We start from the raw sequence: 26,406 nt of genomic DNA, 5'->3' as shown, positions 1-26,406 counted from the left end.
TATTTATGCATATCCGTTTAAATTTCTGCCTTTGTTTTCATATAACTCCGCCAGCCAGGCTTCGGCCTCTTCCAGGGTAAATTCCCTGCCGGCCCCGCTGCGCCGGTCGCGCGCTTTGATCTTCGGTTTATCCTTTTGCACCTTAAAGTCCAGGGGCTGGTTATAGAATTCCGCCGCCCGGCGCATCCGCTCCACCGCCTGGTTTAATTCATACCGCATGCGGCGCATGGCCAGGTCCTCACCCTGCAGCAAGGCTTCTTCAACAGTTGGTTTTGGGCCGCCGGCGTTCAACGCCCGGGACACCTCCTGGGCAGCCATTGCCTGCAATCCCCCGGCCCCTATTTTCATACTGGATCACTCTTTTTTATTTAATCTAAATAATTCAAAAGGCTGGTCTGCAAGAGCTTCGTAGATACCAGCAGCGATGCCTGGTACACCAGGTCATTCTGGGCCGCTTCGACGGTTAATTTGGTAAAATCCGCATCCTGTATATTCGAGAGTACCTCTTGCAGCTTTGCATTCTGATCGTCTAACTGACTCTGCACTGCTTGCAGGTGTTTGGTCCTTGCGCCCACGGCGACCCGCTGCACCAGTTCGACGTCAATGGCCTCGTCCAGTTCCCCCAGAGACTCGTTGATACCGGTCATATCGTCGTTTTGCAGCCTTTCTCTGAGGTTTTTCAAAACCTCCAGCGGGCCGCCGGTCACTTTGGTCATCTTCTGGCCCGGATTCAGGGGATCGTCGATTTGGTTGGCCGGATCGGTCGGGTCGGCCAGGGTGCCGAACACGCCGGCATTGGCTGAACCAAAATCCGTAACCCCGGCGGCGTCCACCTCATAGTTGGAGCCGGAAACGATCTCTCTTTTCACCCGCTGGGTGTCCCCCCGGTAGTACACCTCGCCGGTAGCGGGATCCCGGTAAAACGGGGGCTGGCTGTTCTTTTTCCCGGCAAACAGATATTTTCCCCCCAGGGAACTGTTGCCGAGGTCCACCAGGGCGTCGATCTGCTTGTCGATTTGCTCGGCTATCGCCTTCCTGTCGTCGTTGCCCAGGTGACTGTTGGCGCCCTGCGACGCCAGCGTTTTGGCGTCGCTCAGGGTCTCTCCGATGGTGCCGAGCGCCGCGTCGGCCTGGTTCAGGTAGGCCAGCCCGTCGTCGATATTGCGGGAATACTGCTCATTTCTTGAAATGGTGGAATTTACGGCCATCACGTGGCTGACTTGCCCGGGATTGTCGCTGGGGCGAAGGATGGTTTTTTCGGCCGCGATCTGCTCCTGCAGCCGGGCCGACCGCTGGAGGTTATTTTGAATATATCGAATCGAGTTATTGGTTATCATCATATTAGACACGCGTCGCATTGAAAATCCCCCTATATTATCCTGTTGATAAGATAATCCAGCATCTCGTCCTGCATGCTGAGCATGCGGGCGCTGGCCTGATAGCCGTAATTGATCTGGATCACCATGGTTAATTCCTCGTCCAGGGACACACCTGAAACCGATTGTCTAAGTGAGTCGATTTGCTGGGAAATGGCCTGCTGGTTATCGAGCATTCTGTCGGCTTTATCCACGCTCGCCCCCACCTGGGCCACCATGCCCTGGTAGTACTCTTCCAGCGTCGCCGTCGAGTCGCCAATCGTTACAGGGGTGCTCTGCAGTCGCGCTACCTCCAGCGCGTTTTCACCGATGATAATGTCGCAATTGTTTTCCACGCCGCCGTCCAGGGCAATATCGGCAGCTCCCGTGCCGGTGAAGAAAGTCAAGCCCGACTTATCGTTGATGTTATCAATGACAGCCACTGCGAGGTTATCCAACTGCTCCAGCAAGTCTTTATTCTCCAGTCGCGCCGACTCATTGCCCAGGATAGCGCCCATACCTGCTCCTTCCGGGGCGCCGGTGTAGTAATCCGCCAGGCCGGTCAGATTGATCACGTCCACACCGTCAACAGATAAATGGTTCTCATCGCCTCCGGCGCCTGCACCCGTGATCAGGGCCAGTTGAGAAGCAGTCACTTTACCGGCGCCGTCGTCTTGTAAAACTGTAGTGGTACTATTGATGAAATTCACAGTAATCATGCCGCTGTCCTGCACATCTACGTTAATAGGGCCGAGCGCGGCCAGCTGATCCAGCAATTGATCGCGCTGGTCCAGCAGGTCGTTGGGCTGCGCGCCATTTTTGATGGTGAAAATAATCGCATTGGAAACATCGGCTATTTCGGTCAGCAGCTTGTTTGCATGATCGACCTGATCGCTTATTGCACCCGTAATACTTTCGCCGATACCAACAAGCTGACTGTATGTTTGTCGAATAGTAGCCGCCAGTTCATCGCCCGACTCCTTTACGGCCGCTTTGACACCGGAGTTTTGCGGGTCATTGTTTAAATCCTGCCAGTCATTAAAAAAATCGAGTAACCCGGCCTGAATGCCCTGGCCATCCGGTTCAGGGAAAACAGTTTCTATCCGCTGGGCGAAATCCAGTTTTTGTTCCCAGTAACCTTCGTAGCTGCCGGCCTGGCGATATTGCACATCAAGATAGTAGTCTCTGATGCGTCTGACTTGCTCAACCTGAGCGCCGGTACCCAATTGCCCCGGCTGCAAACTTGTCGCCAGGTTGGGTATGGTCCATGGATCCGAAGCCTGAATGACGGCCGCCTGGCGTGAATAACCAGGTGTATTGGCATTGGCCATATTATGGCCGGTGACGTCCATAGCCACGCGGTGTACGTTGATACCCCTGCGGGCGATTTCCACGCCGAAAAAAGTTCCGGGCATCGCTACAACCCCTTTAGACGATTTTATTGATTAATGACGAAGAGCAACCCACTGGAGAAGTCGACTTCCCGTCGGGCTGATAGGTATTGTTATGTATAGGTTTGAGCAATCTCAGCAATCGTTCATTAAAATGCATGGCCTCGCTGGTAAGGACACGGTTTAACTCCACCAGCCGGGCAATTTGCCCGGCAATATTTCTCATCTCTGCAGTGAGCTCGGCCAGCCTGGCGCTTTGTTTTTGAGGCAAGTCCGGCAACATCTTGCTCAAGGAAGCGTCTCCCGGCAAACCCAGCCTTTTTCCCAGGGCTTTTTGCAGGCGATCCCGCTGCCGCTCCTCAGCCTTCAACCGGGTTGAAATTTCTTCCTCCCGGATGATGATTTCTTTCAAGACAACTATGTCGTTTTGCCGCAGAGCATGGTTATGGTTACGGGCTGCGGTCAGCATTTCTTTCAGGATTTCCCTTTGTCGCTCCAGCACCTGGAATAAATCAAAAACTAAAGACTGCATGCGGCACCTTCCTATATAACCTTCATGACATTTATTTAATCTTATCTGAAAGATTTTCTTCAATCAGCCCGGCGGCGATTTTTTCGCTGTCGGGACGGTAGGAGCCGTCCTTGATCCTTTGCTTCAGCGAGTCCACAAGCTCTTCCCGCACTGCGGGGATTTCAGCAAGCATCCCCTTATATTTTTGCATTCTTCTGGCCTCTGTTGAGATTTCCAAGGTATCACCACGGATTTGACCACCTGGTTTATTCTTCACCTCATCGGTTTCCTTTTGTTGCTGTTTTGTATAGGCTTTGATATGGTCAATTCCGCCCGTTCCGTTGATTTTCACCGGGCTCACCTCTTTTTCGGTTTCTGTAATAAATCTCGTCAGAATTCAAAAAAACTTTAGCATGATCTGAAGCCCAGAATAAATTTGGCGGCTCATTACAAGACGAAATCAGCAATCCGGGTGCGATTTCAACGCGCCCGCGCTTTAGCGCCAAACTTGTTGGATCTAATGTAACATATGCGAATGAATTGGCGCCTGCATTTTTGGGATATCGCTTCGTATGCCGGATTCTTATTTTCATGGTAGTTCCACACGCCGCTATCGCGGCGCCACGTATGATGAAAATGTATTTTTAGGGTAATATATTTATGTTATCAGAAGATAGTATTTGCGACCCCGGTTCAGCCGTCTCATACTTACTCTTTAAAATCACGATATCCACCCGGCGGTTTCGTTGGCGTTGGGCTTCCGAGTCGTTGGGCTCCCGCGGGCGAAACTCGCCGTAACCGGTGGCAGACAGACGGTAAGGCGCGAAATTCAATGAATAAATTAATTCCTGGACCACACTGGTTGCCCTCGCTACGGAAAGTTCCCAGTTGGAAGGGAATAATCTGGTGTTAATAGGAAGGTTGTCCGTATGTCCCTCAACTCTTATGTAATGAGTAGTCTTCATTAGAATCAGCCCAATTTTGTTTATCTTCTCTTTGGCATCCGGCAAAAGCCCAGCCGAGCCCAAGGGAAATAGGGCTACATCCTGAAAACTTACAACAACCCCTCTCTCTTCCAAAGTAACAGTTACTTTTCCATTCAAACCGTTTTGATCTATATAGGCCTGCAGCTCATTTTTAATCCGCTCCATTTCACTGAGCTCTTGGATCTCTTTGTCTATCTCAAAAGTACTGCTGGAGATACCCGGCGCCAGGGCTGCTCCTGGTTCACTAAGCACCGACTGCCCGCCGCCCCCCATCGCCATTGCTAAAGAAAGGGCTACTGCCTGAAATTTTCGCGCGTTGATGCTGCTGAGCGCGTAAAGCATCACAAAAAAGGCCATGAGCAGGGTAATCAAGTCGGAATAGGTCAGCAGCCACCTTTCTTTGTTGTCCTTTCTTTTTGTGAGCCCGCGCCGCTCCATCCAAACCTACCTTCCTTCCGTGCCTACTCTTCCTCTGCGAATTGTGTCCTGGGCCTCAAAAAGGCTGTCAGTCTCTCGCGCACCAGCAAGGGGTTGTAACCGGACTGGATGGATAGAATCCCCTCCAGCATCAATTCTCGCAATATGTCCTCTTTTTTGCCGATATTTTTCAACTTTTCAGCGATGGGAAGCCACAAAATATTGGCTGAGCCAATTCCATACAAGGTGGCGATAAAAGCCAGTGCAATCGCCGGGCCCAGAGTTTCCGGACTGTCAAGGTTCCCAAGCACATGCACCAGACCCAGCACCGTTCCAATAATCCCCATGGTGGGGGCGAATCCGCCGGCTGCCTCAAAGACACCGGCCCCGGCGCTGTGGCGCTCCTGCATGGCATACAACTCCGTTTCCATGATCATGCGAACCAGCTCCGGGTCGGTGCCGTCCACTACAAGCTGAATCCCTTTGCGCATGAAATCGTCATCAATTTGAGGAAGCTGTTTTTCCAGATACAAGACGCCCTCCCGGCGAACCTTATCCGACAAATCCACGATCTGTTCAATTAACGCGACCTCGTCCGGGTGCTTATGAAATAAAATGATTTTGATGAGCTTGGGAACAGTCTTTAGCTCCTGGAAAGAAAAACACATTGTGGTTGCCCCGATGGTGCCTCCAAAAACAATCAACGCCGCGGTGCCTCTGAACAGAGTTGAGATGTTCCCACCATCCAGGATATAAGCTAATACCAGACAACCGGCGGCAATTATAAAGCCGACAATAGTGGTTACGCCCACGCAACAAACCCCTTCCCTTGGCTTGACTAAACAAAATACTGGGCAAGAACTTTTAATAAAAAAGGCTGCCCGCTAAGCGCCCTGGTACAATCAGAAAACTACACCCAGTATGTTATTCGGCTTTTTTGATTGTTTATTGATACCCGTTATGAAATTATCTCAGAAAAATCATAACCACCCGCTCAGCGGGTGGTTTGCTCTAGCCCTGATATGGAAGGGCCGTTGCTGGCCGAGTCTTAAGACTCATTGAAAGCTTCGCCAACCGCATAATTATCACAAACCACCCCTAAAGGATTATAACGACTATTTGAAAATAACGTTAGGGATAGGGCGGCCGCAGGAAATTGAAAGGTTCTAACGGAATTGCCGATTGATTCCATAACCTGGGGAAAATATAATATGGTTAGAATTGTACATTTTACGATGAAAACCTATTGACTATCACCTTGGGTGTTAGCTTACGATTGGTTCGAGGTGATAAAATGTTAATTAACGAAGTAAGCAAAGCAACCAATTTAACCAAAAAAGCAATTGAATACTATACAAATCAAGGATTGGTTTTCCCTGAAATTTTGGAAAACGGATACAAATATTTCGGTGACAATGATGTGGAGCTTTTAAAGAAAATTTCTGTCTTTCGTAAAATCGGACTTGGTACAGACGATATTAAAGCGATACTTGCAGATGAAAAAGGAAATGTTTTACAAAAAATATCAGTACAAAAAGAATTGCGTGTGCAAAGGGAAAAAACAAAACAAGCAATACTTGACCAACTTAGTATCGGTAAGAGTTTTGCAGAAATAGAAGCAGTGTTGAACGCCATTGAACAGAATCAAACGGTTACGGATAAGCTGTTAGAGACGTTTCCCGGATATTACGGTCGCTTTATTTGTTTGCATTTTGCACGATTTTTGAATGAGCCGATTTCAACACCCCAACAACAGGCTGCTTATAAAGAAATCACAGAGTTTCTGGATGAGGCCCCTGCCCTGACCTTTCCCAAAGAGTTGCAGGATTTTCTGGTTGAAAGCACTCGGCACATCAGTACAGAGAATATTCGGGAGATGAATGAACAAACAAAGAGGTCTATTGAAGATCCTGAACAGTTTTTATCAGAAAACAAGGAAATGCTGACATGGTATCTTGAATATAAAAAGTCTGATGAATATAAAAATTCTCCTGCTTTCAAAATTCAAGAGATACTTAAAGAGTTTAATAATACAAGTGGATACTATGATGTTTTTATCCCTGAAATGAAAAAGTTAAGTGATTCTTATGCCAACTATTGTCAACAACTTGAAATTGCTAATGAAAAATTATTATCAGAGTATCCTGCGATTACAAAACTGAATAACTAGGTTAATCTGATTATCCGATTGAAGCTGGAGAACCCTTTAGTATTATCGGAAGCTCGGATAAAACGTTAGAAGAAATCTATAAGGAGCGTCCGGAGCTTAACGGAATAACGCCAGAGCAAAGATATATTTATAAGGAGAAAGTTATGTTTGGAGCTGGTTGGCTGAATTTAGGAAGTCTTGTACTTGGGCTGATTGCATGGATACTTCCTATTGTTAATCTCGTGCAGCACAATAAGGCTGACCGCAGGAACTGGATTGTCTTTTCCGTAGCAAGCGTCAGTGCCTGTGCCATCTCACTGTGTATGCAAATTTTCTATACGGATCATTTGGTAAAGATAGAGGATTGGTCAGCACTTATGGATACTTCCCATGCGGTGGCATTGGTCGCCACATTACTTCTTGTAGTTACCATTATACTTAATGCAATTACATTGGTCGTATATTATGGGAAAAAGTTAAAAGACTGATAAATTCTAATTTGTCGGAGGTATACTCATGAACTATAAATGCCCATGTTGCGGATATTATACTTTTCCAGTGTCGGCAAAAGATGCGGTTGCATATGGATGTCCTGTTTGCTATTGGGAAAACGATGTGTTCATTAGTGGCACTGATGAACCGAGCGATGAAAATCATGGTATGACGTTAAAGGAAGCACGTGCTAATTTTCGAGCATTTGGAGCGTGCGAACGGGAAATGCTGAAATACATTCGACAGCCATTAGATGAGGAAATGAGTGGAGTGGAATTGACTGATTTCTAAATCCCAATTTGTGATACAGCTTAGACTTCGGATTATTAAGTATAATGGGAGAACTTGGTTAAGGCGTTGAGAAATCAGCGCCTTTTTCTTTTGCCCAAAGACAAGCACCCGAACCGGAGGTTGGACAGGGTGGGTACCTTTGTGAGTTGCCGATTGTCCAAATAACATTAATGTTTTTTGGTCAGCCGGATTAACCGGTATCAATCCCTGGCCGCCTCCACCCGTGCCGATGCTGGCGATTTGATATTCATTATTTCCCTATTGCCATTCGTTTCTACAAGATGTAAAATAAAAACAAGTTGTAGAAGCGGAGGGAGATGTTACGCTGGTGAATATTACAGATGCAGAAATGGAGATTATGCGCATCGTATGGGACAGTGGCGAAAGAGTGACCACTAAGGACATCATGGAAAAGCTGCCCGGCAAAAAAGTAACAACCATCCTGACCCTTGCCGGCCGGCTGATTCATAAAGGCGCATTGAATGCGGTTAAAACCGGCCGCTCTCATGCCCATGAGTATTGGGCGGGAATCAGCGAAGAGGAATATCAGAAAATGCAGACCCGGAGTTTTATCCGGTCGATTTACAACGGTTCGGCCAAAAATCTGATCAGCGCTCTGTTTCAGGATGAAAACTTAACGCAAGAGAACATTGAAGAGCTTAGAGCTTTTATCGAAAAGCAGGTGAAGCGCGATGATTAAAATGCTGCTCATGACTTCTCTCACCGGCAGCGTCATCAGCCTTTTGCTTATACTGCTTAAAGCAAGGCTGGTGAAAAAATTCGGCGGCACTTGGTATTATTATATATGTCTGCTTTCTTTGGCGCTGTTTGTTGTGCCGGTACAAGTCAATGTATCGGGACTTATGCCCCAGCAGGTAGTCATCGAGGAAAGAGCGCCCGTGCAGCAAGCCGTCCTGACCGGCGAAACCGCTTCATCTGTAGCGGAAACTGTCCCGGCAGCCGCGGCGCAAACAGCTGTCAATCATCATTTGCCGTTGACAGTTCCGGACGCCGAACAATGGATATTGGGAATTTGGGCGGCGGGTGTTGTCTTTATGGTCTGCAGATACCTATTCGGCTATTCCAGATTTAAAAAGCAGGTAACCCAGAACAGTCCCGTCGACAAGGTGGAAAATTTGGCTGTTGTGGCAAGCGATTATGTCCACTCTCCCATGCTGATAGGTTTTTTCAAGCCTAAAATCGTGATCCCGAAGGCGGAAATCAGCGTCTATGATTATCAGTTGGCATTGAGGCACGAACTGACTCATCACACCCAAAAAGACGCCTGGTTCAAGCTTTTGGCCGTGTTGGTAAACTCCCTGCACTGGTTTAATCCGCTTACATATCTCGTGGTGCGAAATATAAGCGAGGCCTGTGAATACGCATGTGACGAAAAAGTGACGCAAGGCATGGAATGGGAGGAAAAGAAACGTTACAGCGATATGATTTTGAATTTCGCCGCACAGGCCTCCCCCGCTTTAAGCAGCAGCTTGGCCAGGAATAAAAAACAACTGTTCAGGAGGTTTGAACTTATTATGAAAACCAGTACAAAAAGCAGAAAACTTTTGGGCACTCTGCTGGCCGCGGTGATGATAGCCGGTTCCGTAACGGCGACGTCATTGGTGTTCGCGGAGGAGTTAAAACCGCTGTCCGAATTCGGCGGCGCATTTACAACCCATTATAATTGGTCTAGGACTCTTGAGGACAATGTGCTTAGTACACTGGATATGCTTTCCGATATAAAAGGTGGTATTAGATGGAAGGTATCTTCTATACCTGGTACAACCTATATTGACGTCAACGGACGTAAAATAGATACTTATAACCGGACCGAGCCCTATTACGGTGTGGAAAAAGAGTGGAAAGAGAAAAAATTCGCTATTGAAACCATGACCACCAAAACCCTGTCCATAGAAGGAAAAGATGTTACCGTGGCATTTTCCGACAAGGCAGCTGCCTACCAGGACGATAAAGTGATCGAAAAAATGATCAGAAACCAGATTACTTTTGAACTGAGCTATCATGACGATCATTACGACCATCAAGCATTTATCAACGAGCTAATCAGCCGTGGCGCGTATGTCATAGATGAGGTCGTCACGCTGGAAAATTTCAAGCCCGTTGATTTTAGCGGACAAAACGGAGATTTTTTAGGCATGAAAATACTGACCAAATTTGATAAAAAGGATAAAATTACTGATGTCTTCAATCAAAAAACGGTCATACCGAAAAACATCGACGGCAATCAAGGCGCACAGCTTGGAAACAGCTTTTTGATTGGGAGCGGCGAAAGCCTGGCTATAGACATCAAGGAGACCACCGACAAAATGCCCCAGGTCAACTTGGCCATCATCAATGTGACGACAGGCGAGCTGATGGATTGGATACCCGGCGCGATAGGCGGTTACAGGTTTATCTATACGCCGCGAGAAGCTTACGCAAACCATACTTTCAAGGTGTTAATGAGCGGATGTAAGGAAAGCGACACTGCTTCTATTGAAATTTTCACTTACCGGACGGGAGACGGCGAAGCCGCATCAGACGGACAAACTATAAGACCAACCTACAACCAAGCTTAATGACCTTTATATTCATTTTACGGGCCAGCCAGTCGATGAGCCTTAAAGTGAAGGCGGTTTCGCTCACGTCGTTGAGGATCTCGTAGTCGGAGTGGAAGTAAAGTCCGGCAACCATCAGCCGGCCGGAGCCGAGCATAGAAAAGTGCAATATAGGGAGGCGGATATTGGTACTGGTAAGTAAAAGGCCATTATCCGTATTACATCTGCATAATCTATGGATCGAGGAGCCAAGCCCGGAAGAGATATTCCTTAGTTTGCTGCACATTGGCTGTAAACAAATGAGCATAATGGGAACTTGGCTAAGGCGTTGAGAAATCAGCGCCTTTTTTCTTTGTATAGCGAAAACCACCTGCTATGCAGGTGATATTCGATAAACAATAAAAATGCAGGCTGATTGGCCTGCATTCATAAGTCCTTTTTATTCACACAACTTCGACTCTACCCTTTTGGCCCAGACCACCTCAATCTCCGCCTCTACGGTTATACCTTCCTGACCGTGTTCCTGATGTAAAACCCTGCCCTTTTCGTGCAATATGACCAGCAAACCGCTCTTTTTGTATGGAATGGAAAAGGTTGTCCTCACCCGCCTGGCTGCAAGGAGCCTGTCCACAGCCGCCAACAAATCAGCAGCGTCCTGGCCGCTTATAGCGGAAATAAGCACTGCCGGCGGTCCGTTGCCCGTACGCGGCAGTGCCGCTCGTTCCACCAGATCAATTTTATTATAAACCATAAGCGTTGGTTTAGCAGCCGCCCCAAGGGATTCCAGGACCTGGTCGACTGCCTCGATTTGGCCTTTAATATCAGGATGGGAGGCATCTACAACATGCAACAGGAGATCTGCTTCCACCACCTCTTCCAGAGTGGCCCGGAAAGCTGCCACCAGGTGGTGGGGGAGGCGCTGAATAAACCCCACGGTGTCCGTTAACAGGACGGCTTCGTTATTGGGTAAAACCACCCTGCGGGTAGTTGGGTCGAGGGTGGCGAAAAGCTTGTCCTCCACCAGCACGTCAGCCCCGGTCAGCATCCTTAGTATAGTTGATTTTCCGGCGTTGGTGTAACCTACCAGGGACACCAGCGGTATAGGCGCCTCCTTGCGGCTCCGGCGCAGCAGGTCACGGTGTTTATGAACATTTTCAAGCTCTGCTTTTAAATCATTTATGCGCTGCCTGATACGCCGGCGGTCAACCTCCAGCTTGGTTTCACCAGGTCCTCTGGTCCCAATACCGCCACCCAGGCGGGAAAGCGCAACACCCTTGCCGGTTAAACGGGGCAAAAGATAGTTGAGTTGAGCCAGTTCAACCTGAAGCTTCCCTTCACTGGTCCTGGCCCGGCGGGCAAAAATATCAAGGATCACCTGGGTCCGGTCAATTACCCTGACTCCCGTAATTGCCTCCAGGTTGCGAGCCTGCCTCGGCGACAATTCGCGGTCAAAAACAACAAGGTCGGCGTTCAAGGAACGGCAGAGCTCCGCAACTTCCTCAGTTTTCCCGCTTCCCAAAAAAGTAGCGGCATCCGGCCTGGACCTTTTTTGAGTTAATTGACTTAAAACCTCCGCTCCGGCAGTGTCAACCAGCCTGGCCAGTTCTTCCAGAGAATAGGCGGCATGTTCAGGATCATCGCCAGGTGACTCGACCCCCACCAGGATGGCTTTTTCCATCATCGCGCCAGGTGTATTTTCCAAAATAAGCCCGCCCCTTTTCACTAATTTCGGTTTATGTCACGCTGTTTAACGGCAGGAGTACATTAATGTGACTTTTGCAGTATTTTCCTGTGCTGCCGGCAGCGCTTCGCTCAGTCTAGAGCATTCTGAAGGATAAGTTTCTTGCGCCGTCAATTTTGGAAGCAAAAGAACCGTCCCCCTGCTTCCTTTAGCGGTCTTCGAAAATCAGGCTGTCGCCGGTGGTACCGGTTTTAACCAGAATGCCGGCCCGCTGGTCATTTCCGCCTTCCAGAATGTGCACCGAAAGCGGGTTTTCCAGCCGTTTCTGGATGGCCCGCTTGAGCGGCCTCGCCCCGAATACAGGGTCATAACCTTCCTCGGCCAGGAGGGCTCTAGCCTCCGGAGTAACCTCCAGATCAAATCCCAGCTTGTTCAGCCGTTCCTGCAGCAAGGCCAGCTGGATATCTACAATCCTGATGATTTCTTGCTTGCCGAGGTTGTTGAAAATGACCACCTCGTCGATACGGTTCAAAAATTCCGGCCGGAAATTATCCTTCAGCTCACCCATCACACGGTTTTCCAGCTCCGAGCGTCTATCAGGGTTAATTTCGCGGAACCAGTGGCTGCCGAGGTTGGAGGTCATAATCACCACGGTATTACGGAAGTCCACGGTGCGCCCGTGGCCGTCGGTCAACCGGCCGTCGTCCAATAGCTGCAGCAGGATGTTGAACACATCAGGGTGGGCCTTTTCAATCTCGTCAAATAGTATTACCGCATAAGGACGTCGCCGCACAGCCTCAGTGAGCTGGCCTCCCTCATCATAGCCGACGTAGCCTGGAGGAGCGCCTACAAGGCGGGAAACGGTGTGCTTCTCCATATATTCACTCATGTCATAGCGCAGCATGGCCCGCTCGTCATTGAACAGAAAATGGGCCAGCGCCCTGGCCAGCTCGGTTTTACCAACTCCGGTGGGGCCGAGAAAGATGAAGGAACCCATAGGCCGGTTCGGGTCTGACACTCCCGCGCGAGCCCGACGAATAGCGTTTGAAACAGCCTCCACCGCGCGGTCCTGCCCGACCACCCGCTCTTTAAGCAGCCCTTCCATTTGCAAAAGTTTTTGAATTTCCCCCTCAAGCATGCGTGACACCGGAATTCCCGTCCACTTGGACACGACCTCGGCGATATCTTCTTCATCCACTTCTTCTTTCAGCATCTTGTGGGACTTCTGCAGCCCTTCCAACTTCTCGTTATACTGCTGCAGGCGCTTGTTCAGTTCAGGTATGACCCCGTAGCGCAGTTCGGCTACCTTGCCGAGATCCGCTTCCCGTTCGGCTGCCTGTTCCGCCAACCTGGTCTCCTCAATCTTTTCCTTGATTTCACGGATGCCCTGGATGTGCTCCTTCTCTTTGCGCCAGTGCTCCTTCATGTCCTCCATCCTGGCCTTAAGTTCTTTGAGTTCATCTTCCATTTTCTGCAGCCTCTCCGCGCTGGCCCGATCCTGTTCTTTGGAGAGCGCCTGCTTCTCTATTTCCAACTGCCTTACCCGCCGGTCGATTTCGTCTATTTCCGTAGGCATGCTGTCGATTTCGATGCGCAAGCGGGAAGCCGCCTCGTCCATTAAGTCGATGGCCTTATCGGGCAGGAACCGCTCCGTAATATAGCGGTGAGATAGCGTCGCTGCGGCCACCAGGGCGGCGTCTTTGATACGCACCCCGTGGTGCACCTCGTATTTTTCTTTCAGCCCCCGTAGAATAGCAATGCTGTCCTCGACAGAGGGCTCACCCACGTAGACCTGCTGGAACCTGCGCTCCAGGGCCGCGTCTTTTTCGATATATTTGCGGTACTCGTCCAGGGTAGTGGCGCCCACGCAGTGCAGTTCCCCCCGGGCCAGGGCAGGTTTCAACATGTTGGCCGCGTCAACCGCGCCTTCCGCCGCTCCGGCGCCCACCAGGGTGTGCAATTCATCGATAAAGAGGATGATTTCACCCTGCGCCTCGGCTATTTCCTTTAATACCGCCTTCAGCCGGTCTTCAAATTCACCCCGGTACTTCGCGCCCGCAATGAGCGCTCCCATATCCAGGCTTAAGAGACGCTTGTTCTTTAGTCCCTCCGGCACATCCCCGCCTAAAATACGCTGGGCCAGACCCTCCACAATAGCGGTTTTACCAACGCCGGGCTCGCCGATTAAAACAGGGTTGTTCTTGGTGCGCCTGGATAGCACCTGCACCACCCGGCGGATTTCTTCGTCGCGCCCGATCACCGGGTCCATCTTGCCTTTGCGGGCCAGGTCGGTAAGGTCCCTGGTGAAACGAGCCAGGGACTGGTACTTATCCTCAGGGTTCTGGTCGGTAACCCGCTGGGTACCGCGAATTTCCACCAGGATCTTGTAAACCCGGTCCTGTGAAACTCCATGTAAGCGTAAGATTCTTCCGGCTTCCCCTTCCCGCCGGGCAACCATCCCCAGCAAAAGGTGCTCGGTGCTCAGGTATTCATCCTTGAGCCTTTCGGCTTCTTTCCAGGCCAAATCGATAATTTCGGATAGCTCTTTAGAAAGGTATATACCTCCGGCGCCCTGTACTCTGGGCAACCGGCCGGCGGCAGCCTGCGCTTCGACCTTTAACTTGTTCAAATCAATCTCAAGCTTTTGCAGGATCTGTTTAACGATCCCCTCTTCCTGCTGCAATAAGCCCAGGAGGAGGTGGACACCCTCCATCTGCTGGTGGCCGTGCTGAGACATAATGCCCTGAGCAGCTTCAAAGGCCTCCTGGGTCTTTAGGGTAAATTTATCCGTTCTCATGACTGTTTCCCCCCTGTTGTAAAAACTTTTGATTTATAAAAAAGCGAGGGTTTTCCCTCGTTTCAGCCGTAAAATATCAACCTGCCGGGAGCCTGTATAGTTAACCTTCAATTTCCACGTTAATTTCTTTCTTGGCGGCCTCATCCTGCTTGGGCAGGGTAATTTCCAGCACACCATCCTGGTAGCGAGCTTTAATCTCACCTTGTTTTACCGGTACATCCACAGAGAAGGAGCGGCTGAAAGAACCATAGCTGCGTTCAACCCTGAGATAGTTTTCGCCCTCTTCTTTTTCTTCCCTGCTACGCTCTCCTTTAATGGAGAGCATGTTGTCGGTGAAGTTTACTTTAATATCTTCTCTGTTGAAGCCGGGCAGCTCCGCGGTAACCAATAGAGCCTCAGGGGTATCCTTGATATCAACGGGGAAGGCCCCTCCTCCCTGGGCCAAAGCCGTCTCAGGCGCCCTCAGGAAGCGTAAGTTATCGTCAAAAAGCCTGTTAATGGAATGCTGCAGAGTGTTCAGTTCACGGAAAGGATCCCATCTTACAATAGCCATAAAGAGCACCTCCTGTGATATTCTGGCGGGGTTTGCGATCCCGCAAGTCAAACCTTACCGGACACACTCAATAGGCTCCCGGCAGTATATTTAAATGTGTCCGATAATCCTCCGGGGGATTATCCCGAAAAGTTGATTTTGACTTTCTTTGACCTTATTATAAGTCACGTTATTTCCGGTGTCAATATTTGCATTGGGTAATCTTATGAAAATTTACCCGGATAAAAAAAAATATATGCAGTTGCCTTACTCCCGCCCGGTTTGCCTGCACTACCGAATCGGAAAAAGGTGTGGTATAATGCAAGCAAAAAAGGAAGGCGTGATCGGAAGTTGCCTGTAATTATAGGATCGATCCTTCTGCTGGGTTTTTTTATCGGCGTGGTCACTGTCCTTTATTTCCAGAACAGGCCTCCCCGTCGCAGAAAACCATAAACTATAATACCGGCCTCTATCAGGCCGGTGTATATTTGCCCTTGGGACCTTAAACGAGGTCTTTTTTTATACCCCGGGCCACCATAAAAATGGAAATATTCGTGTTGAGACAAGCATAGACTTACAGCAAAAAGGAAAGGAGGGAAAGTTATGAAAATCTTTAATGCTATCGTTGCGGGGTTAATAGCCGGTCTTCTTCTTTACCTGTTGGTCTCCCTGGCAGCTATCAAGGCCACTTGGCCGGTATTCCTGGCCGGCTGGGCGATATGCGCTTTTCTCTTTTACAACAATGCTGCGTCGGTGCAAAAAATCTGGTCCAGAGCCTGCCTGTTATTGGCTGTGGAATGTCTGGCCATACCCGCGGCATCCTGGATCCTGCCGGTTTTTTACGGTCCCCAGGCGGTTCAAACCGCAAAGCAGGGGGCCCAATCGGCCGGACAGGCCGTTGGCTCGTTAATCGGCGGGGGCGTGGTCAGCGTACTGGCAAGTTACGCCGGCCTGGCAATTGGTTTTGTACTGCTTGCCACCGCCTATTTTTCTCTGAAACCTGCCAGGAGAAGGCGCTAATGCTCTAATCAAGGCCGGGTTTTTTGCACAACCATGCCGGGAGGCAGCGCCAAACCATTTTCCATATTGCCCCATAGACCAAATATGCATTACAATGGTATAAAGAGATATAAAGGGGGTATGCACGTTGTTTGTTAAAAATTACATGACCAGGATGCCTGTCACAATCAGCAAGAAAATGACTGTCTTTGACGCTCTGGCTATTATGAAGAAGCATAAAATCAGACAACTGCCGGTAGTCTCAGGAGAAAAACTGGAAGGTCTGGTTACCGAAAAAGACCTTCTGACAGTGTCCCCGTCACCCGCCACCTCCCTTAGTATCTTTGAGCTGAACGAACTCCTGGCTAAAATGACCGTGGCCGAGATTATGGTGAAGTCTCCTATCACCGTTCAACCAAACACTACCCTTGAAGAGGCCGCGCTCTTGATGCGGGAGCACAAGATCGGCAGCGTTCCCGTCTTGGAAAAAGACAAACTGGTGGGGATTATTACCGTAACCGATATCTTTGACGCTCTGATCAGATTTTTCGGTTACGGCAAGGCTGGCACCCGCCTGTTGCTGGAAGCGCAGGACCGGGTTGGCTTGCTGGCCGATATTACCCAGGTGGTTAAGGATTTTGGATTGCTTATAAAGGCGTCAATCGTCGTATATAAAGACAACGAGAACGTTGAAATAATGCTGCGCCTGGGGACAATTGACCCGGGGCCGCTGGTGGCCGCACTGCAGGAAAAAGGCTATAAGGTAACCTTTGAAGGTTAAACAACAAAACGCAAAGAATTGCAGGTTAAATTATCAATTGCCTGCAATTCTGCTTTTCATGCAAATTAATTTTGCAGCTCCAAGAGAACCCTTGCTCAGCGCTGCCAGCAGGCGGCTTTATTCATTAATTCCCTTCTGTAAAGCTTGCCTGTGCCGCTCTTCGGCAGGCTTTCCCGGTACTCGATGAAGCCTTTAAGACCGTAATTCTTCAGCTTGCACTGGAAAGCGAGTTCCAGCCTTACCGGATTGAAAACACCCGACCGGGGTACTATGAAGGCGTACACCTCACCACACACGTCAGGTCCAGGGACCACCGCGACCTCCAGCACTTCAGGGCTGTTGAGCAAAAAATCCTCCAGTTCACGGTAAGTATAGTTAACCCCACAAGCGCAGTCATTCTCATTCATGCTATCCCTCCTAAGAAGTCAGCCCTTTTATCCATTATATTCTGAATATTTACAAAAAATCCTCCTATTGAATTAATTTTTATTAAATTTTTTTGAAATTTTAACTATTTGAATTAATTCCCCCAATTTTAGCCAAACTAGCCCTGACAACAAAGGGGGTTAATTATCGATGCAGTTGACAGAAGGCGAACTCCTCCACATTGGTGAACAGCTGAGGGCTGAGGCCGTTGCTATCGCCAAAAGCGACGCCTGGGCACAGCAGTCCGGCGACCCGGGGCTGCGGCAATTATATAAAGATATCGCCAACAGGCACCGTACTCACTACGAGAAGATACTTCAAAGCGTACAAAATCTGATTGCTCAGTCCCAATTATAAAGGAGGAAGTGTCGATATTGGACGAGAAAGAACGTCTTTCAGATGCCCTGATAACCCAGAAATACATCACCGGAGGCTATAACCTGGCCATAATGGAATCAGCCGATAACCGGCTTAGAGAAAACTTTATGGGCATACTCAAAGATGAGCACCAAATCCACTTTGAAATATTCAATGAAATGAAAAACAGGGGCTGGTACCAGCCTGCCCAGGCCGGTATAAACCAGGTCAGCCAGCATATGAACAGCTGGAACCAGGAACTCCGGAAGATACAGCGAACCGGCGCAAAGCCGGCTGGCATACAGCAGCATACCCAGTCAAATATCCCGCTTTATACGTACCAAACCGGATTGGGGCTGCCGCAGACGGCTGGAACATCCCAACAGCAGGTCTTTTACCGTCCTCCCCAGGGTCCGCTAACCTGATGACAGCTGTCTTTTTTTGCTTGATATTCCCAAACGCAATATACCATCGCTCACTAAAGCGCCATTTTCTCCGCCCCCTTTTCACAGGGGGTTACCTTTCTTTTTCCAAATAGTTCAACCATTTAACTGCCGATAATGCATTTGAACTTCCTATTATGATTACTGAAAGCAAAATTATTACATACAGAATCATAATCGTGTACTATAAAGAGAACCTGTAAGCCATTTTCCTTACAGGCTTACAACCAACCTTAGAAAAACAATGGAGCAGCGGCTTGCATGGCCAGCCATGAAGAGGAGTGAAAAAAGCGTGGTCGGAAAGAAAAGCGGAAGTGTGGATACCCTGCTCATTGAAAAAAGGATTATCTCCCCGCCACAGAGCTTTAGAGAGAATGCCCGCATTAACAGCCGCAAGCAGTATGAAGAAATGTGGCGAAAGTCTATAGAAAACCCGGATGAATTTTGGGGCGAAATGGCTGAGGAGCATATTGATTGGTTCAAAAAGTGGGAGGCTGTTGAAGAGTACAGCTTCCAGGATGACGTATTTGTACGCTACTATCGTGGGGCCAAACTGAATGCCTCTTATAATTGCCTGGACCGCCACCTGAGGTCATGGCGGAGAAACAAGGCGGCCCTGATCTGGCAGGGCGAGCCACTGGAGGAGAGCAGGACTTTTACTTACCTGCAGCTCTACCGTGAGGTCTGCAAATTTGCCAACGTGCTAAAAGGTCTTGGCGTAAAAAAAGGCGACCGCGTGTCTGTCTATATGCCGATGATCCCTGAACTGGCCATCGCAATACTTTCCTGTGCCAGGATCGGGGCCATCCACAGCGTGGTATTCGGAGGATTCAGCGCCGAAGCGCTGCGGGACCGGCTCCTTGATTCCAAGGCCAATGTACTGGTTACCGCCAACTACGGTATGCGCGCCGGTAAGTTGATCCCCAGTAAAACTAACGTGGACCTGGCCCTTGCAGGCTGTCCTGACGTAAAGAACTGTATCGTGGTAAAAAGAGTTGAAAAAGATTGCAACATGGTCGAAGGGCGGGACCAATACTGGGATGATTTGATGAGCTCGGCTTCCCCTTTCTGTGAAGCAGAGGTTATGGATGCCGAAGATCCCCTCTTTATCCTTTATACCAGCGGCAGCACGGGAAAACCCAAAGGGGTGCTGCACACTACAGGTGGTTATATGGTCTATGCCGCAACAACGTTCAAATACGTCTTTGACTACCGTGATGAGGACGTTTACTGGTGCACGGCCGATATCGGGTGGGTTACCGGGCACAGCTACATAGTCTACGGCCCGCTGGCGGCAGGAGCAACTTCCCTGATGTTTGAAGGGGTGCCGCACTATCCTGAACCGGACAGGTACTGGGAAGTCGTAGAGAAATACCGGGTCAGTATATTATATACAGCTCCCACCGCTCTGCGCTCCATGATTAAATCCGGAGACCACTGGCCGCTGGGACGTGACCTGAGCAGCCTGCGCCTTCTAGGCTCAGTGGGTGAGCCCATAAATCCCGAGGCCTGGATGTGGTACCATTATGTCATAGGCCGTGAAAAAGCGCCTATTGTCGACACCTGGTGGCAGACTGAAACCGGAGGAATATTAATCACACCCCTGCCCGGATGCATCTCCACCAAACCAGGTTCCGCAACCCTGCCGTTTTTTGGAGTCAACCCGAAAGTTATCCGCCAGGACGGCAGCGAGGCTGGGGTAAACGAGGGCGGCTACCTGGTCATCACCAAGCCCTGGCCGGGAATTATGCGCGGGGTCTACGGCGATCCGGAGAGGTTTAAAAATACTTACTTTGTCCAGTATCCCGGCGTTTATTTCACAGGCGACGGGGCCCGGCGGGACGAGGACGGCTACATCTGGCTGATGGGCCGTGTGGACGACGTAATCAACGTTTCAGGGCACCGGTTGAGTACCGCTGAGGTAGAAAGCGCACTGGCAGCGCACCCCAAGGTAGCGGAAGCGGCGGTAGTAGGTTATCCTCATGACATCAAGGGTGAGGGCATCTACGCCTATATAACTCTTAAAGACTCTGTAGAACTAACAGAAGAGCTCAGGTACGAACTTACCATGCATGTTCGTCAAGAAATCGGTCCCATCGCGTCACCTGACGTAATTCATTTTACCAGCGCCATGCCCAAGACCAGGAGCGGCAAGATCTTAAGGAGAATTCTGAGGAAAATCGCCTCCGGCGACATTGACCAACTTGGTGACACCACTACCCTGGCAGATCGCGCCGTAATCAATGACCTTTTGAATACGGTAAACTGATCGTGAATCAGGCGAGCCTGTTAATAACATGAAAATACACACAAGCGCCCTGACCACTTAAATAGCGCATCGTGCGTGAGTTGCCAACCTGAAAATCTACCAACAAAAAGTCAACCCGGCGTAGGGCATTATCACCACGTCCGGGTTATCTGTTTTCACCCGCCCCAAGGCCCCCTCCACGGCCTGCTGCAAGGACCTGTAAGGCCGGCAATGCAGCATCTCCGCCACCTGGCCCGGCAGACCGGACACCAGGTGAACGCGGCACTTCTGAGTTACTCTGGCAGCCGCTGCCGCCTTATGCCCGCCCAGGACAAAGCCGCGGGAAAAACGCTCCAGGGTCTCAGCCTCGCTCCGCCCCGCCTCCACCCAGCCACGGAAGACATGGTTGCCGTAGCCTTCCCGGCAACGGGCAGCCAGAGCCACCGTGCCGCCTGGCTTAACCACTGCGGCGGCATTTTGCAGAGCCTTGATAGCCTGGTAAAGGTTCTGGTCCTTGGGCACGCCTCCCGCTGAGGCGACTACTATATCGGCAGGCGGGCCCGGATCGGCATAATAAACCCGGCCCGCAAGCCGGCAGCCGGCCCGGTGCGCCTGCACCGGGTGACCGGCAAAAGCCTTGAGCAGACGGCCATGGTGGTCGACCACAACATTGAAGACAAATTCCAGCCCGGCTAAAGCCGCGGCCTCTTCAAGGTCGGCCCTGACCGTGTTTTGGCCGGGGTCCCGTGAAATATGCCCTACTACGCTGAGAGCATGGTTTTTTTCAATAGTAACCCGGGAGGCAGTTCCGGGCACGAGCGCCTTCGCTCCTCCAGAGAAAGAAGCCATCCAGTGGGGTTCTATGTTTCCGGTGGCAACCTTCATATCAGCCTTTGCCACCCGGTGAAATACCTGCACAGGAGTCCCCCGCGAGGTCCTTCCCACTTCCACACAATCCTGCGGCTCTTGCGAACTGTTCAAACACTCCAGAGTGTTATAGATTTCCGCCCCCACTATCTCCCTCACCTCAGCGCCGGCAGCAGGCCGGTGGGCGCCGGTGGCAACCACCACGGCTATGTCATCTGTGCTGATACCGCCCCTGACTATTTCCTCAACCAGGTAAGGCAAAAAAATTTGGGTTGGGGCCAGGCGGGTGTGATCACTGACAATAATAACAGCATTTTTTTTGGCGCCGGCAAGTTCAGACAGGCGCACACTGCCAATGGGTTCGTCGAGAACCCGTTTGATTTCGCTGGCTGGATTTTCCACCGGCTCAACCAGGTTGGGGGTAAACAAGCGGGCTTTACAGCCGGGCGGCAGGCTGATCTTCTCAAAGGTACTTCCATAGGGCAATAGAAAACTGCTCAAAAGAGCCGACCTCCGGGTTATTTATGTGTACATTGGGCTGACCAATAAAACGTGGGAGTCAATTCATTCTCTGCTGGCGCCGACAGCGACATGTGGAACCACCATGAAAATCACATATCACTTCCCCAAAAAATGCAGGTACGAGCTATTCGCACATTGACCCCATAGAAATGCAGAACAGTGTCGGTAAAGTCGCTTACACGGCTTCGTACAAATTAGAGCGTTACTCCAACAAGTTCGGCGCGAATGCACCGTGTGCGATTGTAATCGCATCTACATTGGTAAATATATTTTCATGATTTGTGGTGCCGCTGGCGGTATGTGTGACTACCCTGAAATAGAGTATGCCCGTAATATTAATGTTGATAAGATGCAAACATAAGGAAATAGTCTGCAATAATTAACAGGGGAATGGGATTGACTTTTTGAATTATTGAGGATATTTTTTATAAGATGTTTTAAATACAAAGTGGGTGATGAATTGAGGGCTCCTTTAAAAATCGGCATCTGCCAGATGCCGGTGACAGAGGATAAGGATATCAATAATGCCAAAGCGCGCTCCATGCTCAGGGAGGCGGCTGAACAGGGAAGCCAACTCGTAATCCTGCCGGAAATGTTTAACTGCCCTTACAAAACTTCTGTTTTCCAAAAGTTCGCCGAGCAGTACCCGGGCGGTAAAACCATAGCCATGCTATCGGAGGTTGCGCGGCAAGAACAAATTTACCTGGTCGGTGGCTCAATTCCCGAGTTGGAAGACGGCGTCATTTACAATACCAGCTTTATTTTTGGCCCCGGCGGCGAACTGCTGGGCAAGCACCAAAAGATCCATCTTTTCGATGCGGACATTGAAGACGGCCCATGTTTCCAGGAATCAAAAGCACTCGGCGCCGGCAGCAAAGCCACTGTTGTCGAAACCCCGCTGGGTACGATCGGCGTATGCGTCTGCTACGACATCCGCTTTCCGGAACTCAGCCGCTCGATGGTTTTAAGGGGAGCCGAGTTGATCATTATCCCGGCCGCCTTCAATATGACCACCGGCCCGGCCCACTGGGAGCTTTTGCTCAAGGCACGGGCGGTTGACAACCAGGCTTACGTTGTAGGCGCTGGGCAGGCCCCAAATGAACAAGCTTGCTACATCTGCTATGGCCATTCAGCGGTAGTCGACCCCTGGGGGCGCATAACCGCGCGTGCCGGCGGTGAGGAAACCATTATCTATGCAGATATTGATTTTGACCTGGTGGCCAAAATAAGGCGAGAGCTGCCTTTATTAAAACACCGGAGACCGGACCTGTACCAGATAAAATAGCTCTTGAAGATATGAGAAGCCCCCTGCTTGTCCAACAGGGGGCTGTAACTATTTAAACCCCAATCACGCTTTTAACCTCGGGAATCTCCTGCTTGAGCACCCGCTCAATCCCCTGCTTGAGGGTGATTGTCGCGCCCGGTCAGCCACCGCAGGCTCCTTTCAGGCGTACCTTGACCAGGCCATTTGCATCTACATCAACAAGTTCGACATCACCGCCATCCCTTTGCAGGTAAGGGCGAACTTTGTTTAAGACTGCTTCAACCTTCTCCTTCATGGTTAAACCTCCTTTCCACATAGAGATATTATTATTGTCTAAACCTCTTTTTATGTAGCCTGTCTGCCAATAACCCTATTTTACCTGCTGAAATGATTTAAGACAAGAAGAAAACCTTATATTCTCAACATTAAGCATAAGTATTTTTAATTATAAGCTGTCGAAAAAAATAAAACCCCTGCACTGGTAGAGCAAGGGTTTTTCTTCCTTGTTAAACTCAAACGGGAGTTACTCGTTTTACTTCAGGAATTTCCTGCTTAAGCACCCGCTCAATGCCCTGCTTGAGGGTAATCTGCGCGCCAGGACAGCCGCCACAGGCGCCTTTCAAGCGCACCTTGACTTCCCCGTCCTCCGTGACATCAATAAGTTCAACGTCTCCGCCGTCTCTTTGCAAATAAGGACGCACCTTATTTAGAGCCTCCTGTACTTTTTCTTTCATATTCCCGCACCCCCTTTTGGTCTACCTTACAAGCCGGTAATTGAACCAGCCGGCCCTGTGACTTTTGTCCAAACCTCATTTTACAGGCTACCACAGTCTATGACAAGAAAATAAATATAGTCACTACTGCGGACAACTATAAGATAATTTAATAAGGCAGCAAGGGAAGCAGGGGGACGGTTCTTTTGCTTCCTTTTTGCTTCGCCGTTCCTTTCTTCATAGAAAAATATTTCTACTACGAAATTCCTGCATCATCGACCCGTGACTGATGGTTTTCCATCCCTGCCAGAGGGATCTCTACAGGCGTAAATTCCCGGAGAAATTCCGGTACTCAATTTTCAAGCAACACTTCTTGCATACTTCTTCAGGTTGACAGCAGCATTAACGTCACGGTCATGATGCGCTCCACAGCAAGGACAGTCCCATTCACGAATAGACAGGGGGGTGACATTTTCTCAGAAATATTTCAGGGTGACATTATCACAGAACAAACACACCACCTCACCGTAGCTGTAAAATAACTGTGGGTGATCACCAGTAATCTCCAGGCGAAAAGACAAGGAGTTTTTCCACGGAGAAAAGAAGAAAACCTCCAATGCAAGTAAGCCAAACCGACAAAGGAGGTTTCTTCTAGTGAATACATCACCCCAAATCCAAGCAGCCCAAGACTATCTGAAAGAAAGTTCCTGGCTGCAAGAGAAAAGAGTGAGTACTTTACTTAACAGTGTACTTGCCGGAAAGACAAATTTCAATACTTTAGAAAAAGAACTATTTACCATTGCCAGAGACTACTTGATTCAGATGCTGACTGCATTTTTAGAACACCTTGATCGGCTCATACTTTACTCGGCCGAACGGGAGGGTTGGGAAGTAGTTGAAATAAGGGAGCGAAGCCTCGAAACCACCCTGGGGGTGCTCAGCTACCCAAGACGCTACTACAAAAAGCGCACTTTAAGCGGAGCTTACGCTTACACCTTTTTGCTGGACGAACTGCTGGGTATACCAGCAAGAGCGCATGTCTCTGCCCGGTTGAGCGAAATAGCCGTAATGCTTGCCGCCGAACAAACCTACAGGAAGGCAAAAGAAACCTTAAAGACCACTTTGGGGGTGAGCATCAGCCACGAGACCATCCATCGGGATGTCCAAGTAGCCGGTGAACACCTCAAGAAATGGGATGGGGAAACTGGCTTAGACGGTACCGGTATCCGTGTTGTCCCTTTATTGGTTGTCGAAGTAGACGGAGCGATGATCAAACAACAGCGCCGGCACAAAAGAAGTGAGCAGAGACGCTTTGAGTTAAAAACAGCGGTAGTTTATGAAGGGTGGGAAGAAGGTCCGAATGGCAGAGCAAAACTGATCAACCCCACTTACTTCATTTACCACGGAAAAGGAGAAGAATTTTGGGGCGCCTTAGAACGGCGTTTAAGCCGGCTCTACGATCTTGACGGCTGCCCAAGAAAAATTATTGCCGGGGACGGAGCCGACTGGATCCGGGAAGGAGCCGATCTTTTAGGGGCCGAATATCAATACTGCCGGTTCCACTTAAAAAGGGATCTTATTAGCCTGTTTAACCCCCAGCACAGAAAAAAACTCGAGAAAATCCTCTATACGAACGACACGAACAGCCGGGCCGCTTTCAATATGTTTTTAAGGACGTTGATCATTGAAGAACCAAACGAAACCAGAAAAGAAAAACTAAGAGCTTTCCAAAGCCTAATCAATAGCGTTTGGGAAGGGATTACCGACTGGCGGGAAAGAAACCGTCCCTGCCCTTCCCCGGCCCGGGGATTGGGAGTTATCGAACCCAATGTGGGGCATACCATTGCCCGTCGGTTTAAACATCAGGGGGCTTCCTGGTCGGTAAACGGATCTGACAATCTCGCCCATGTTCGTTGTGCAAAAAGAAACGGTAATCTTATAGATATTCTTCGCCTGCCAGGGCCGCCTACTCCAGAGAGTGAGCCGGTACGAGTTCAGGACGGCTATTGGGCCAGAAGACAAACAGATGGCCTGGCTGCAAAAGATCCTGGGGATTGGGTACGGGCATCCTTGCCGGCAGCTTATGGACCCAATCAGAAAAGCCGGGAACTGGCATTACTAATTAGCCGTCTCACTTTAGATTGGATTTTTTAGACATGTTTTTGGTGAATCCCTGAGGCTTTTTTTGGGCGGCGCCGTCAGGGTAGCCTTGACTGCCGGGGGCCACACGCATGGTATAATGGGAGAAACGACGGGTTCGCTATCTTTGTAGACATGTTCCCGGAGCCACCCCGTCGGCATGTTTTATCAGACCATGCGTGGGGGTGGCAGTCAAGGCCGCCGCCACCGTGTTTTAAATTTTTTGCAATCTATATCGTGTCAAATTTATAACCTGGTTGAGTTGCATTGGAAATTATCGGATACGACCCACTTTAACTTGACAGCATCCACCTCACCAGGCCCATTGACTGGGGAACTGATTTCTGCTAAAATAGTCATTGCTTATATATGCCGATGTGGCGGAATTGGCAGACGCGGCGGTCTCAAAAACCGTTGGATAACCTCCATGCCGGTTCGACTCCGGCCATCGGCACCAGAAACAATCGCTCTTAAAGCCGCGACACAA

The 26,406-nt window shown here is 49.7% G+C and carries 27 protein-coding genes and 1 tRNA gene; 13 read left to right on the top strand and 15 right to left on the bottom strand.

Features of this window, described 5'->3' with window-relative positions; all coding sequences use genetic code 11:
- Positions 1-3: 3 nt before the first annotated feature.
- From Psch_RS18150 to Psch_RS18120, 7 genes are all read right to left on the bottom strand, one after another.
- Positions 4-348 carry a hypothetical protein gene (locus Psch_RS18150; RefSeq protein WP_190259201.1) on the bottom strand — a complete coding sequence of 115 codons (345 nt, stop codon included), beginning with the start codon at positions 346-348 and terminating at the stop codon, positions 4-6.
- Between the two features lie 20 nt (positions 349-368).
- Complete coding sequence (gene flgL / locus Psch_RS18145) at positions 369-1,358, bottom strand: flagellar hook-associated protein FlgL (RefSeq protein ID WP_190259200.1); 990 nt, start codon at positions 1,356-1,358, stop codon at positions 369-371.
- 11 nt (positions 1,359-1,369) lie between these two features.
- The gene (gene flgK / locus Psch_RS18140) at positions 1,370-2,770 is read right to left on the bottom strand and encodes a flagellar hook-associated protein FlgK (protein WP_190259199.1); all 1,401 of its coding nucleotides are present in this window, start codon (positions 2,768-2,770) and stop codon (positions 1,370-1,372) included.
- 13 nt (positions 2,771-2,783) lie between these two features.
- Positions 2,784-3,278: a flagellar protein FlgN gene (locus Psch_RS18135; RefSeq protein ID WP_190259198.1), complete on the bottom strand. Its 495-nt coding sequence runs from the start codon at positions 3,276-3,278 to the stop codon at positions 2,784-2,786.
- A gap of 31 nt (positions 3,279-3,309) precedes the next feature.
- Positions 3,310-3,609: a flagellar biosynthesis anti-sigma factor FlgM gene (gene flgM / locus Psch_RS18130; RefSeq protein WP_190259197.1), complete on the bottom strand. Its 300-nt coding sequence runs from the start codon at positions 3,607-3,609 to the stop codon at positions 3,310-3,312.
- Positions 3,610-3,901: 292 nt separating this feature from the next.
- Positions 3,902-4,681, bottom strand: a complete 780-nt coding sequence (locus Psch_RS18125) for a flagellar motor protein MotB (RefSeq protein ID WP_190259196.1) — start codon at positions 4,679-4,681, stop codon at positions 3,902-3,904.
- Between the two features lie 23 nt (positions 4,682-4,704).
- On the bottom strand, positions 4,705-5,472 hold the full coding sequence (locus Psch_RS18120) for a flagellar motor protein (protein ID WP_190259195.1): 768 nt from the start codon (positions 5,470-5,472) through the stop codon (positions 4,705-4,707).
- Between the two features lie 482 nt (positions 5,473-5,954).
- Between Psch_RS18120 and Psch_RS18115 the strand changes: the two genes are divergently transcribed.
- The 5 genes from Psch_RS18115 (at position 5,955) to Psch_RS18095 (ending at position 10,171) form a co-directional block, all read left to right on the top strand.
- Positions 5,955-6,830 (top strand): MerR family transcriptional regulator, encoded by an 876-nt coding sequence (locus Psch_RS18115; protein WP_190259194.1) that lies wholly within the window; start codon positions 5,955-5,957, stop codon positions 6,828-6,830.
- A 143-nt stretch (positions 6,831-6,973) separates the two neighbouring features.
- Entirely contained in the window at positions 6,974-7,297 is a 324-nt protein-coding gene (locus tag Psch_RS18110) for a hypothetical protein (RefSeq protein ID WP_190259193.1), read from the top strand.
- A gap of 28 nt (positions 7,298-7,325) precedes the next feature.
- The gene (locus Psch_RS18105; RefSeq protein ID WP_190259192.1) at positions 7,326-7,592 is read left to right on the top strand and encodes a CPCC family cysteine-rich protein; all 267 of its coding nucleotides are present in this window, start codon (positions 7,326-7,328) and stop codon (positions 7,590-7,592) included.
- 328 nt (positions 7,593-7,920) lie between these two features.
- Positions 7,921-8,292 (top strand): BlaI/MecI/CopY family transcriptional regulator, encoded by a 372-nt coding sequence (locus tag Psch_RS18100; protein WP_190259191.1) that lies wholly within the window; start codon positions 7,921-7,923, stop codon positions 8,290-8,292.
- On the top strand, positions 8,285-10,171 hold the full coding sequence (locus tag Psch_RS18095) for a M56 family metallopeptidase (protein ID WP_190259190.1): 1,887 nt from the start codon (positions 8,285-8,287) through the stop codon (positions 10,169-10,171). The genes Psch_RS18100 and Psch_RS18095 overlap by 8 nt, the downstream gene beginning before the upstream one ends.
- Before the next feature lie 418 nt (positions 10,172-10,589).
- Here Psch_RS18095 and hflX read toward each other — a convergent pair whose 3' ends face one another.
- The 3 genes from hflX to Psch_RS18080 form a co-directional block, all read right to left on the bottom strand.
- Positions 10,590-11,852 (bottom strand): GTPase HflX, encoded by a 1,263-nt coding sequence (hflX, locus tag Psch_RS18090; protein WP_345789102.1) that lies wholly within the window; start codon positions 11,850-11,852, stop codon positions 10,590-10,592.
- A 187-nt stretch (positions 11,853-12,039) separates the two neighbouring features.
- Positions 12,040-14,628, bottom strand: a complete 2,589-nt coding sequence (gene clpB, locus Psch_RS18085; RefSeq protein WP_190259189.1) for an ATP-dependent chaperone ClpB — start codon at positions 14,626-14,628, stop codon at positions 12,040-12,042.
- 100 nt (positions 14,629-14,728) lie between these two features.
- The gene (locus Psch_RS18080) at positions 14,729-15,181 is read right to left on the bottom strand and encodes an Hsp20/alpha crystallin family protein (RefSeq protein ID WP_190259188.1); all 453 of its coding nucleotides are present in this window, start codon (positions 15,179-15,181) and stop codon (positions 14,729-14,731) included.
- Between the two features lie 582 nt (positions 15,182-15,763).
- Between Psch_RS18080 and Psch_RS18075 the strand changes: the two genes are divergently transcribed.
- A complete protein-coding gene (locus Psch_RS18075) occupies positions 15,764-16,180 on the top strand; it encodes a hypothetical protein (protein ID WP_134218411.1) in 417 nt (138 codons plus the stop codon).
- A 127-nt stretch (positions 16,181-16,307) separates the two neighbouring features.
- Positions 16,308-16,940 (top strand): CBS and ACT domain-containing protein, encoded by a 633-nt coding sequence (locus tag Psch_RS18070; RefSeq protein WP_190259187.1) that lies wholly within the window; start codon positions 16,308-16,310, stop codon positions 16,938-16,940.
- 95 nt (positions 16,941-17,035) lie between these two features.
- Here the strand turns inward: Psch_RS18070 and Psch_RS18065 are convergent, their stop codons facing one another.
- Positions 17,036-17,347, bottom strand: a complete 312-nt coding sequence (locus Psch_RS18065) for an AMP-binding enzyme (protein WP_190259186.1) — start codon at positions 17,345-17,347, stop codon at positions 17,036-17,038.
- 169 nt (positions 17,348-17,516) lie between these two features.
- On the opposite strand from Psch_RS18065, the gene Psch_RS18060 reads away from it, so the two are divergent.
- From Psch_RS18060 to acs, 3 genes are all read left to right on the top strand, one after another.
- Positions 17,517-17,723, top strand: coding sequence for a spore coat protein (locus Psch_RS18060; protein ID WP_190259185.1), 207 nt, complete (start codon positions 17,517-17,519; stop codon positions 17,721-17,723).
- A gap of 17 nt (positions 17,724-17,740) precedes the next feature.
- A complete protein-coding gene (locus Psch_RS18055) occupies positions 17,741-18,148 on the top strand; it encodes a spore coat protein (protein ID WP_190259184.1) in 408 nt (135 codons plus the stop codon).
- A gap of 310 nt (positions 18,149-18,458) precedes the next feature.
- Positions 18,459-20,435 (top strand): acetate--CoA ligase, encoded by a 1,977-nt coding sequence (gene acs / locus Psch_RS18050; protein ID WP_243124210.1) that lies wholly within the window; start codon positions 18,459-18,461, stop codon positions 20,433-20,435.
- 96 nt (positions 20,436-20,531) lie between these two features.
- Here the strand turns inward: acs and Psch_RS18045 are convergent, their stop codons facing one another.
- Positions 20,532-21,782: a nickel-dependent lactate racemase family protein gene (locus Psch_RS18045; protein WP_190259182.1), complete on the bottom strand. Its 1,251-nt coding sequence runs from the start codon at positions 21,780-21,782 to the stop codon at positions 20,532-20,534.
- Positions 21,783-22,263: 481 nt separating this feature from the next.
- On the opposite strand from Psch_RS18045, the gene Psch_RS18040 reads away from it, so the two are divergent.
- Positions 22,264-23,088, top strand: a complete 825-nt coding sequence (locus tag Psch_RS18040) for a carbon-nitrogen hydrolase family protein (RefSeq protein ID WP_190259181.1) — start codon at positions 22,264-22,266, stop codon at positions 23,086-23,088.
- 52 nt (positions 23,089-23,140) lie between these two features.
- On the opposite strand, the gene Psch_RS18035 is transcribed toward Psch_RS18040, so the two are convergent.
- The 3 genes from Psch_RS18035 to Psch_RS18025 all read right to left on the bottom strand — a co-directional run bounded on the left by Psch_RS18035 (position 23,141) and on the right by Psch_RS18025 (position 24,235).
- Entirely contained in the window at positions 23,141-23,362 is a 222-nt protein-coding gene (locus Psch_RS18035) for a NifU family protein (protein WP_153189516.1), read from the bottom strand.
- A 217-nt stretch (positions 23,363-23,579) separates the two neighbouring features.
- Positions 23,580-23,801 (bottom strand): NifU family protein, encoded by a 222-nt coding sequence (locus Psch_RS18030; RefSeq protein WP_190259180.1) that lies wholly within the window; start codon positions 23,799-23,801, stop codon positions 23,580-23,582.
- 338 nt (positions 23,802-24,139) lie between these two features.
- Positions 24,140-24,235, bottom strand: coding sequence for a zinc ribbon domain-containing protein (locus tag Psch_RS18025; RefSeq protein ID WP_243124230.1), 96 nt, complete (start codon positions 24,233-24,235; stop codon positions 24,140-24,142).
- 199 nt (positions 24,236-24,434) lie between these two features.
- Here Psch_RS18025 and Psch_RS18020 point away from each other — a divergent pair, with 199 nt between their 5' ends.
- Positions 24,435-25,934 carry an ISLre2 family transposase gene (locus Psch_RS18020; RefSeq protein ID WP_190238768.1) on the top strand — a complete coding sequence of 500 codons (1,500 nt, stop codon included), beginning with the start codon at positions 24,435-24,437 and terminating at the stop codon, positions 25,932-25,934.
- A gap of 356 nt (positions 25,935-26,290) precedes the next feature.
- A tRNA-Leu gene (locus Psch_RS18015) sits at positions 26,291-26,376 on the top strand.
- Positions 26,377-26,406 lie beyond the last annotated feature (30 nt).

It is taken from the genome of Pelotomaculum schinkii, assembly GCF_004369205.1.
Lineage (GTDB): Bacteria > Bacillota > Desulfotomaculia > Desulfotomaculales > Pelotomaculaceae > Pelotomaculum_C > Pelotomaculum_C schinkii.
Note: the sequence above shows the minus strand (reverse complement) of the source record. Positions and strands in the feature narration are given on the sequence as shown.

What these genes read in the sequence shown, in the direction of transcription:
- Psch_RS18150 (WP_190259201.1), bottom strand. Translation starts at nt 348, where the DNA reads ATGAAAATAGGGGCCGGGGGATTGCAGGCAATGGCTGCCCAGGAGGTG.
- flgL (WP_190259200.1), bottom strand. Translation starts at nt 1,358, where the DNA reads ATGCGACGCGTGTCTAATATGATGATAACCAATAACTCGATTCGATAT.
- flgK (WP_190259199.1), bottom strand. Translation starts at nt 2,770, where the DNA reads ATGCCCGGAACTTTTTTCGGCGTGGAAATCGCCCGCAGGGGTATCAAC.
- Psch_RS18135 (WP_190259198.1), bottom strand. Translation starts at nt 3,278, where the DNA reads ATGCAGTCTTTAGTTTTTGATTTATTCCAGGTGCTGGAGCGACAAAGG.
- Psch_RS18125 (WP_190259196.1), bottom strand. Translation starts at nt 4,681, where the DNA reads ATGGAGCGGCGCGGGCTCACAAAAAGAAAGGACAACAAAGAAAGGTGG.
- Psch_RS18115 (WP_190259194.1), top strand. Translation starts at nt 5,955, where the DNA reads ATGTTAATTAACGAAGTAAGCAAAGCAACCAATTTAACCAAAAAAGCA.
- Psch_RS18110 (WP_190259193.1), top strand. Translation starts at nt 6,974, where the DNA reads ATGTTTGGAGCTGGTTGGCTGAATTTAGGAAGTCTTGTACTTGGGCTG.
- Psch_RS18105 (WP_190259192.1), top strand. Translation starts at nt 7,326, where the DNA reads ATGAACTATAAATGCCCATGTTGCGGATATTATACTTTTCCAGTGTCG.
- Psch_RS18095 (WP_190259190.1), top strand. Translation starts at nt 8,285, where the DNA reads ATGATTAAAATGCTGCTCATGACTTCTCTCACCGGCAGCGTCATCAGC.
- clpB (WP_190259189.1), bottom strand. Translation starts at nt 14,628, where the DNA reads ATGAGAACGGATAAATTTACCCTAAAGACCCAGGAGGCCTTTGAAGCT.
- Psch_RS18080 (WP_190259188.1), bottom strand. Translation starts at nt 15,181, where the DNA reads ATGGCTATTGTAAGATGGGATCCTTTCCGTGAACTGAACACTCTGCAG.
- Psch_RS18075 (WP_134218411.1), top strand. Translation starts at nt 15,764, where the DNA reads ATGAAAATCTTTAATGCTATCGTTGCGGGGTTAATAGCCGGTCTTCTT.
- Psch_RS18065 (WP_190259186.1), bottom strand. Translation starts at nt 17,347, where the DNA reads ATGAATGAGAATGACTGCGCTTGTGGGGTTAACTATACTTACCGTGAA.
- Psch_RS18060 (WP_190259185.1), top strand. Translation starts at nt 17,517, where the DNA reads ATGCAGTTGACAGAAGGCGAACTCCTCCACATTGGTGAACAGCTGAGG.
- Psch_RS18030 (WP_190259180.1), bottom strand. Translation starts at nt 23,801, where the DNA reads ATGAAAGAAAAAGTACAGGAGGCTCTAAATAAGGTGCGTCCTTATTTG.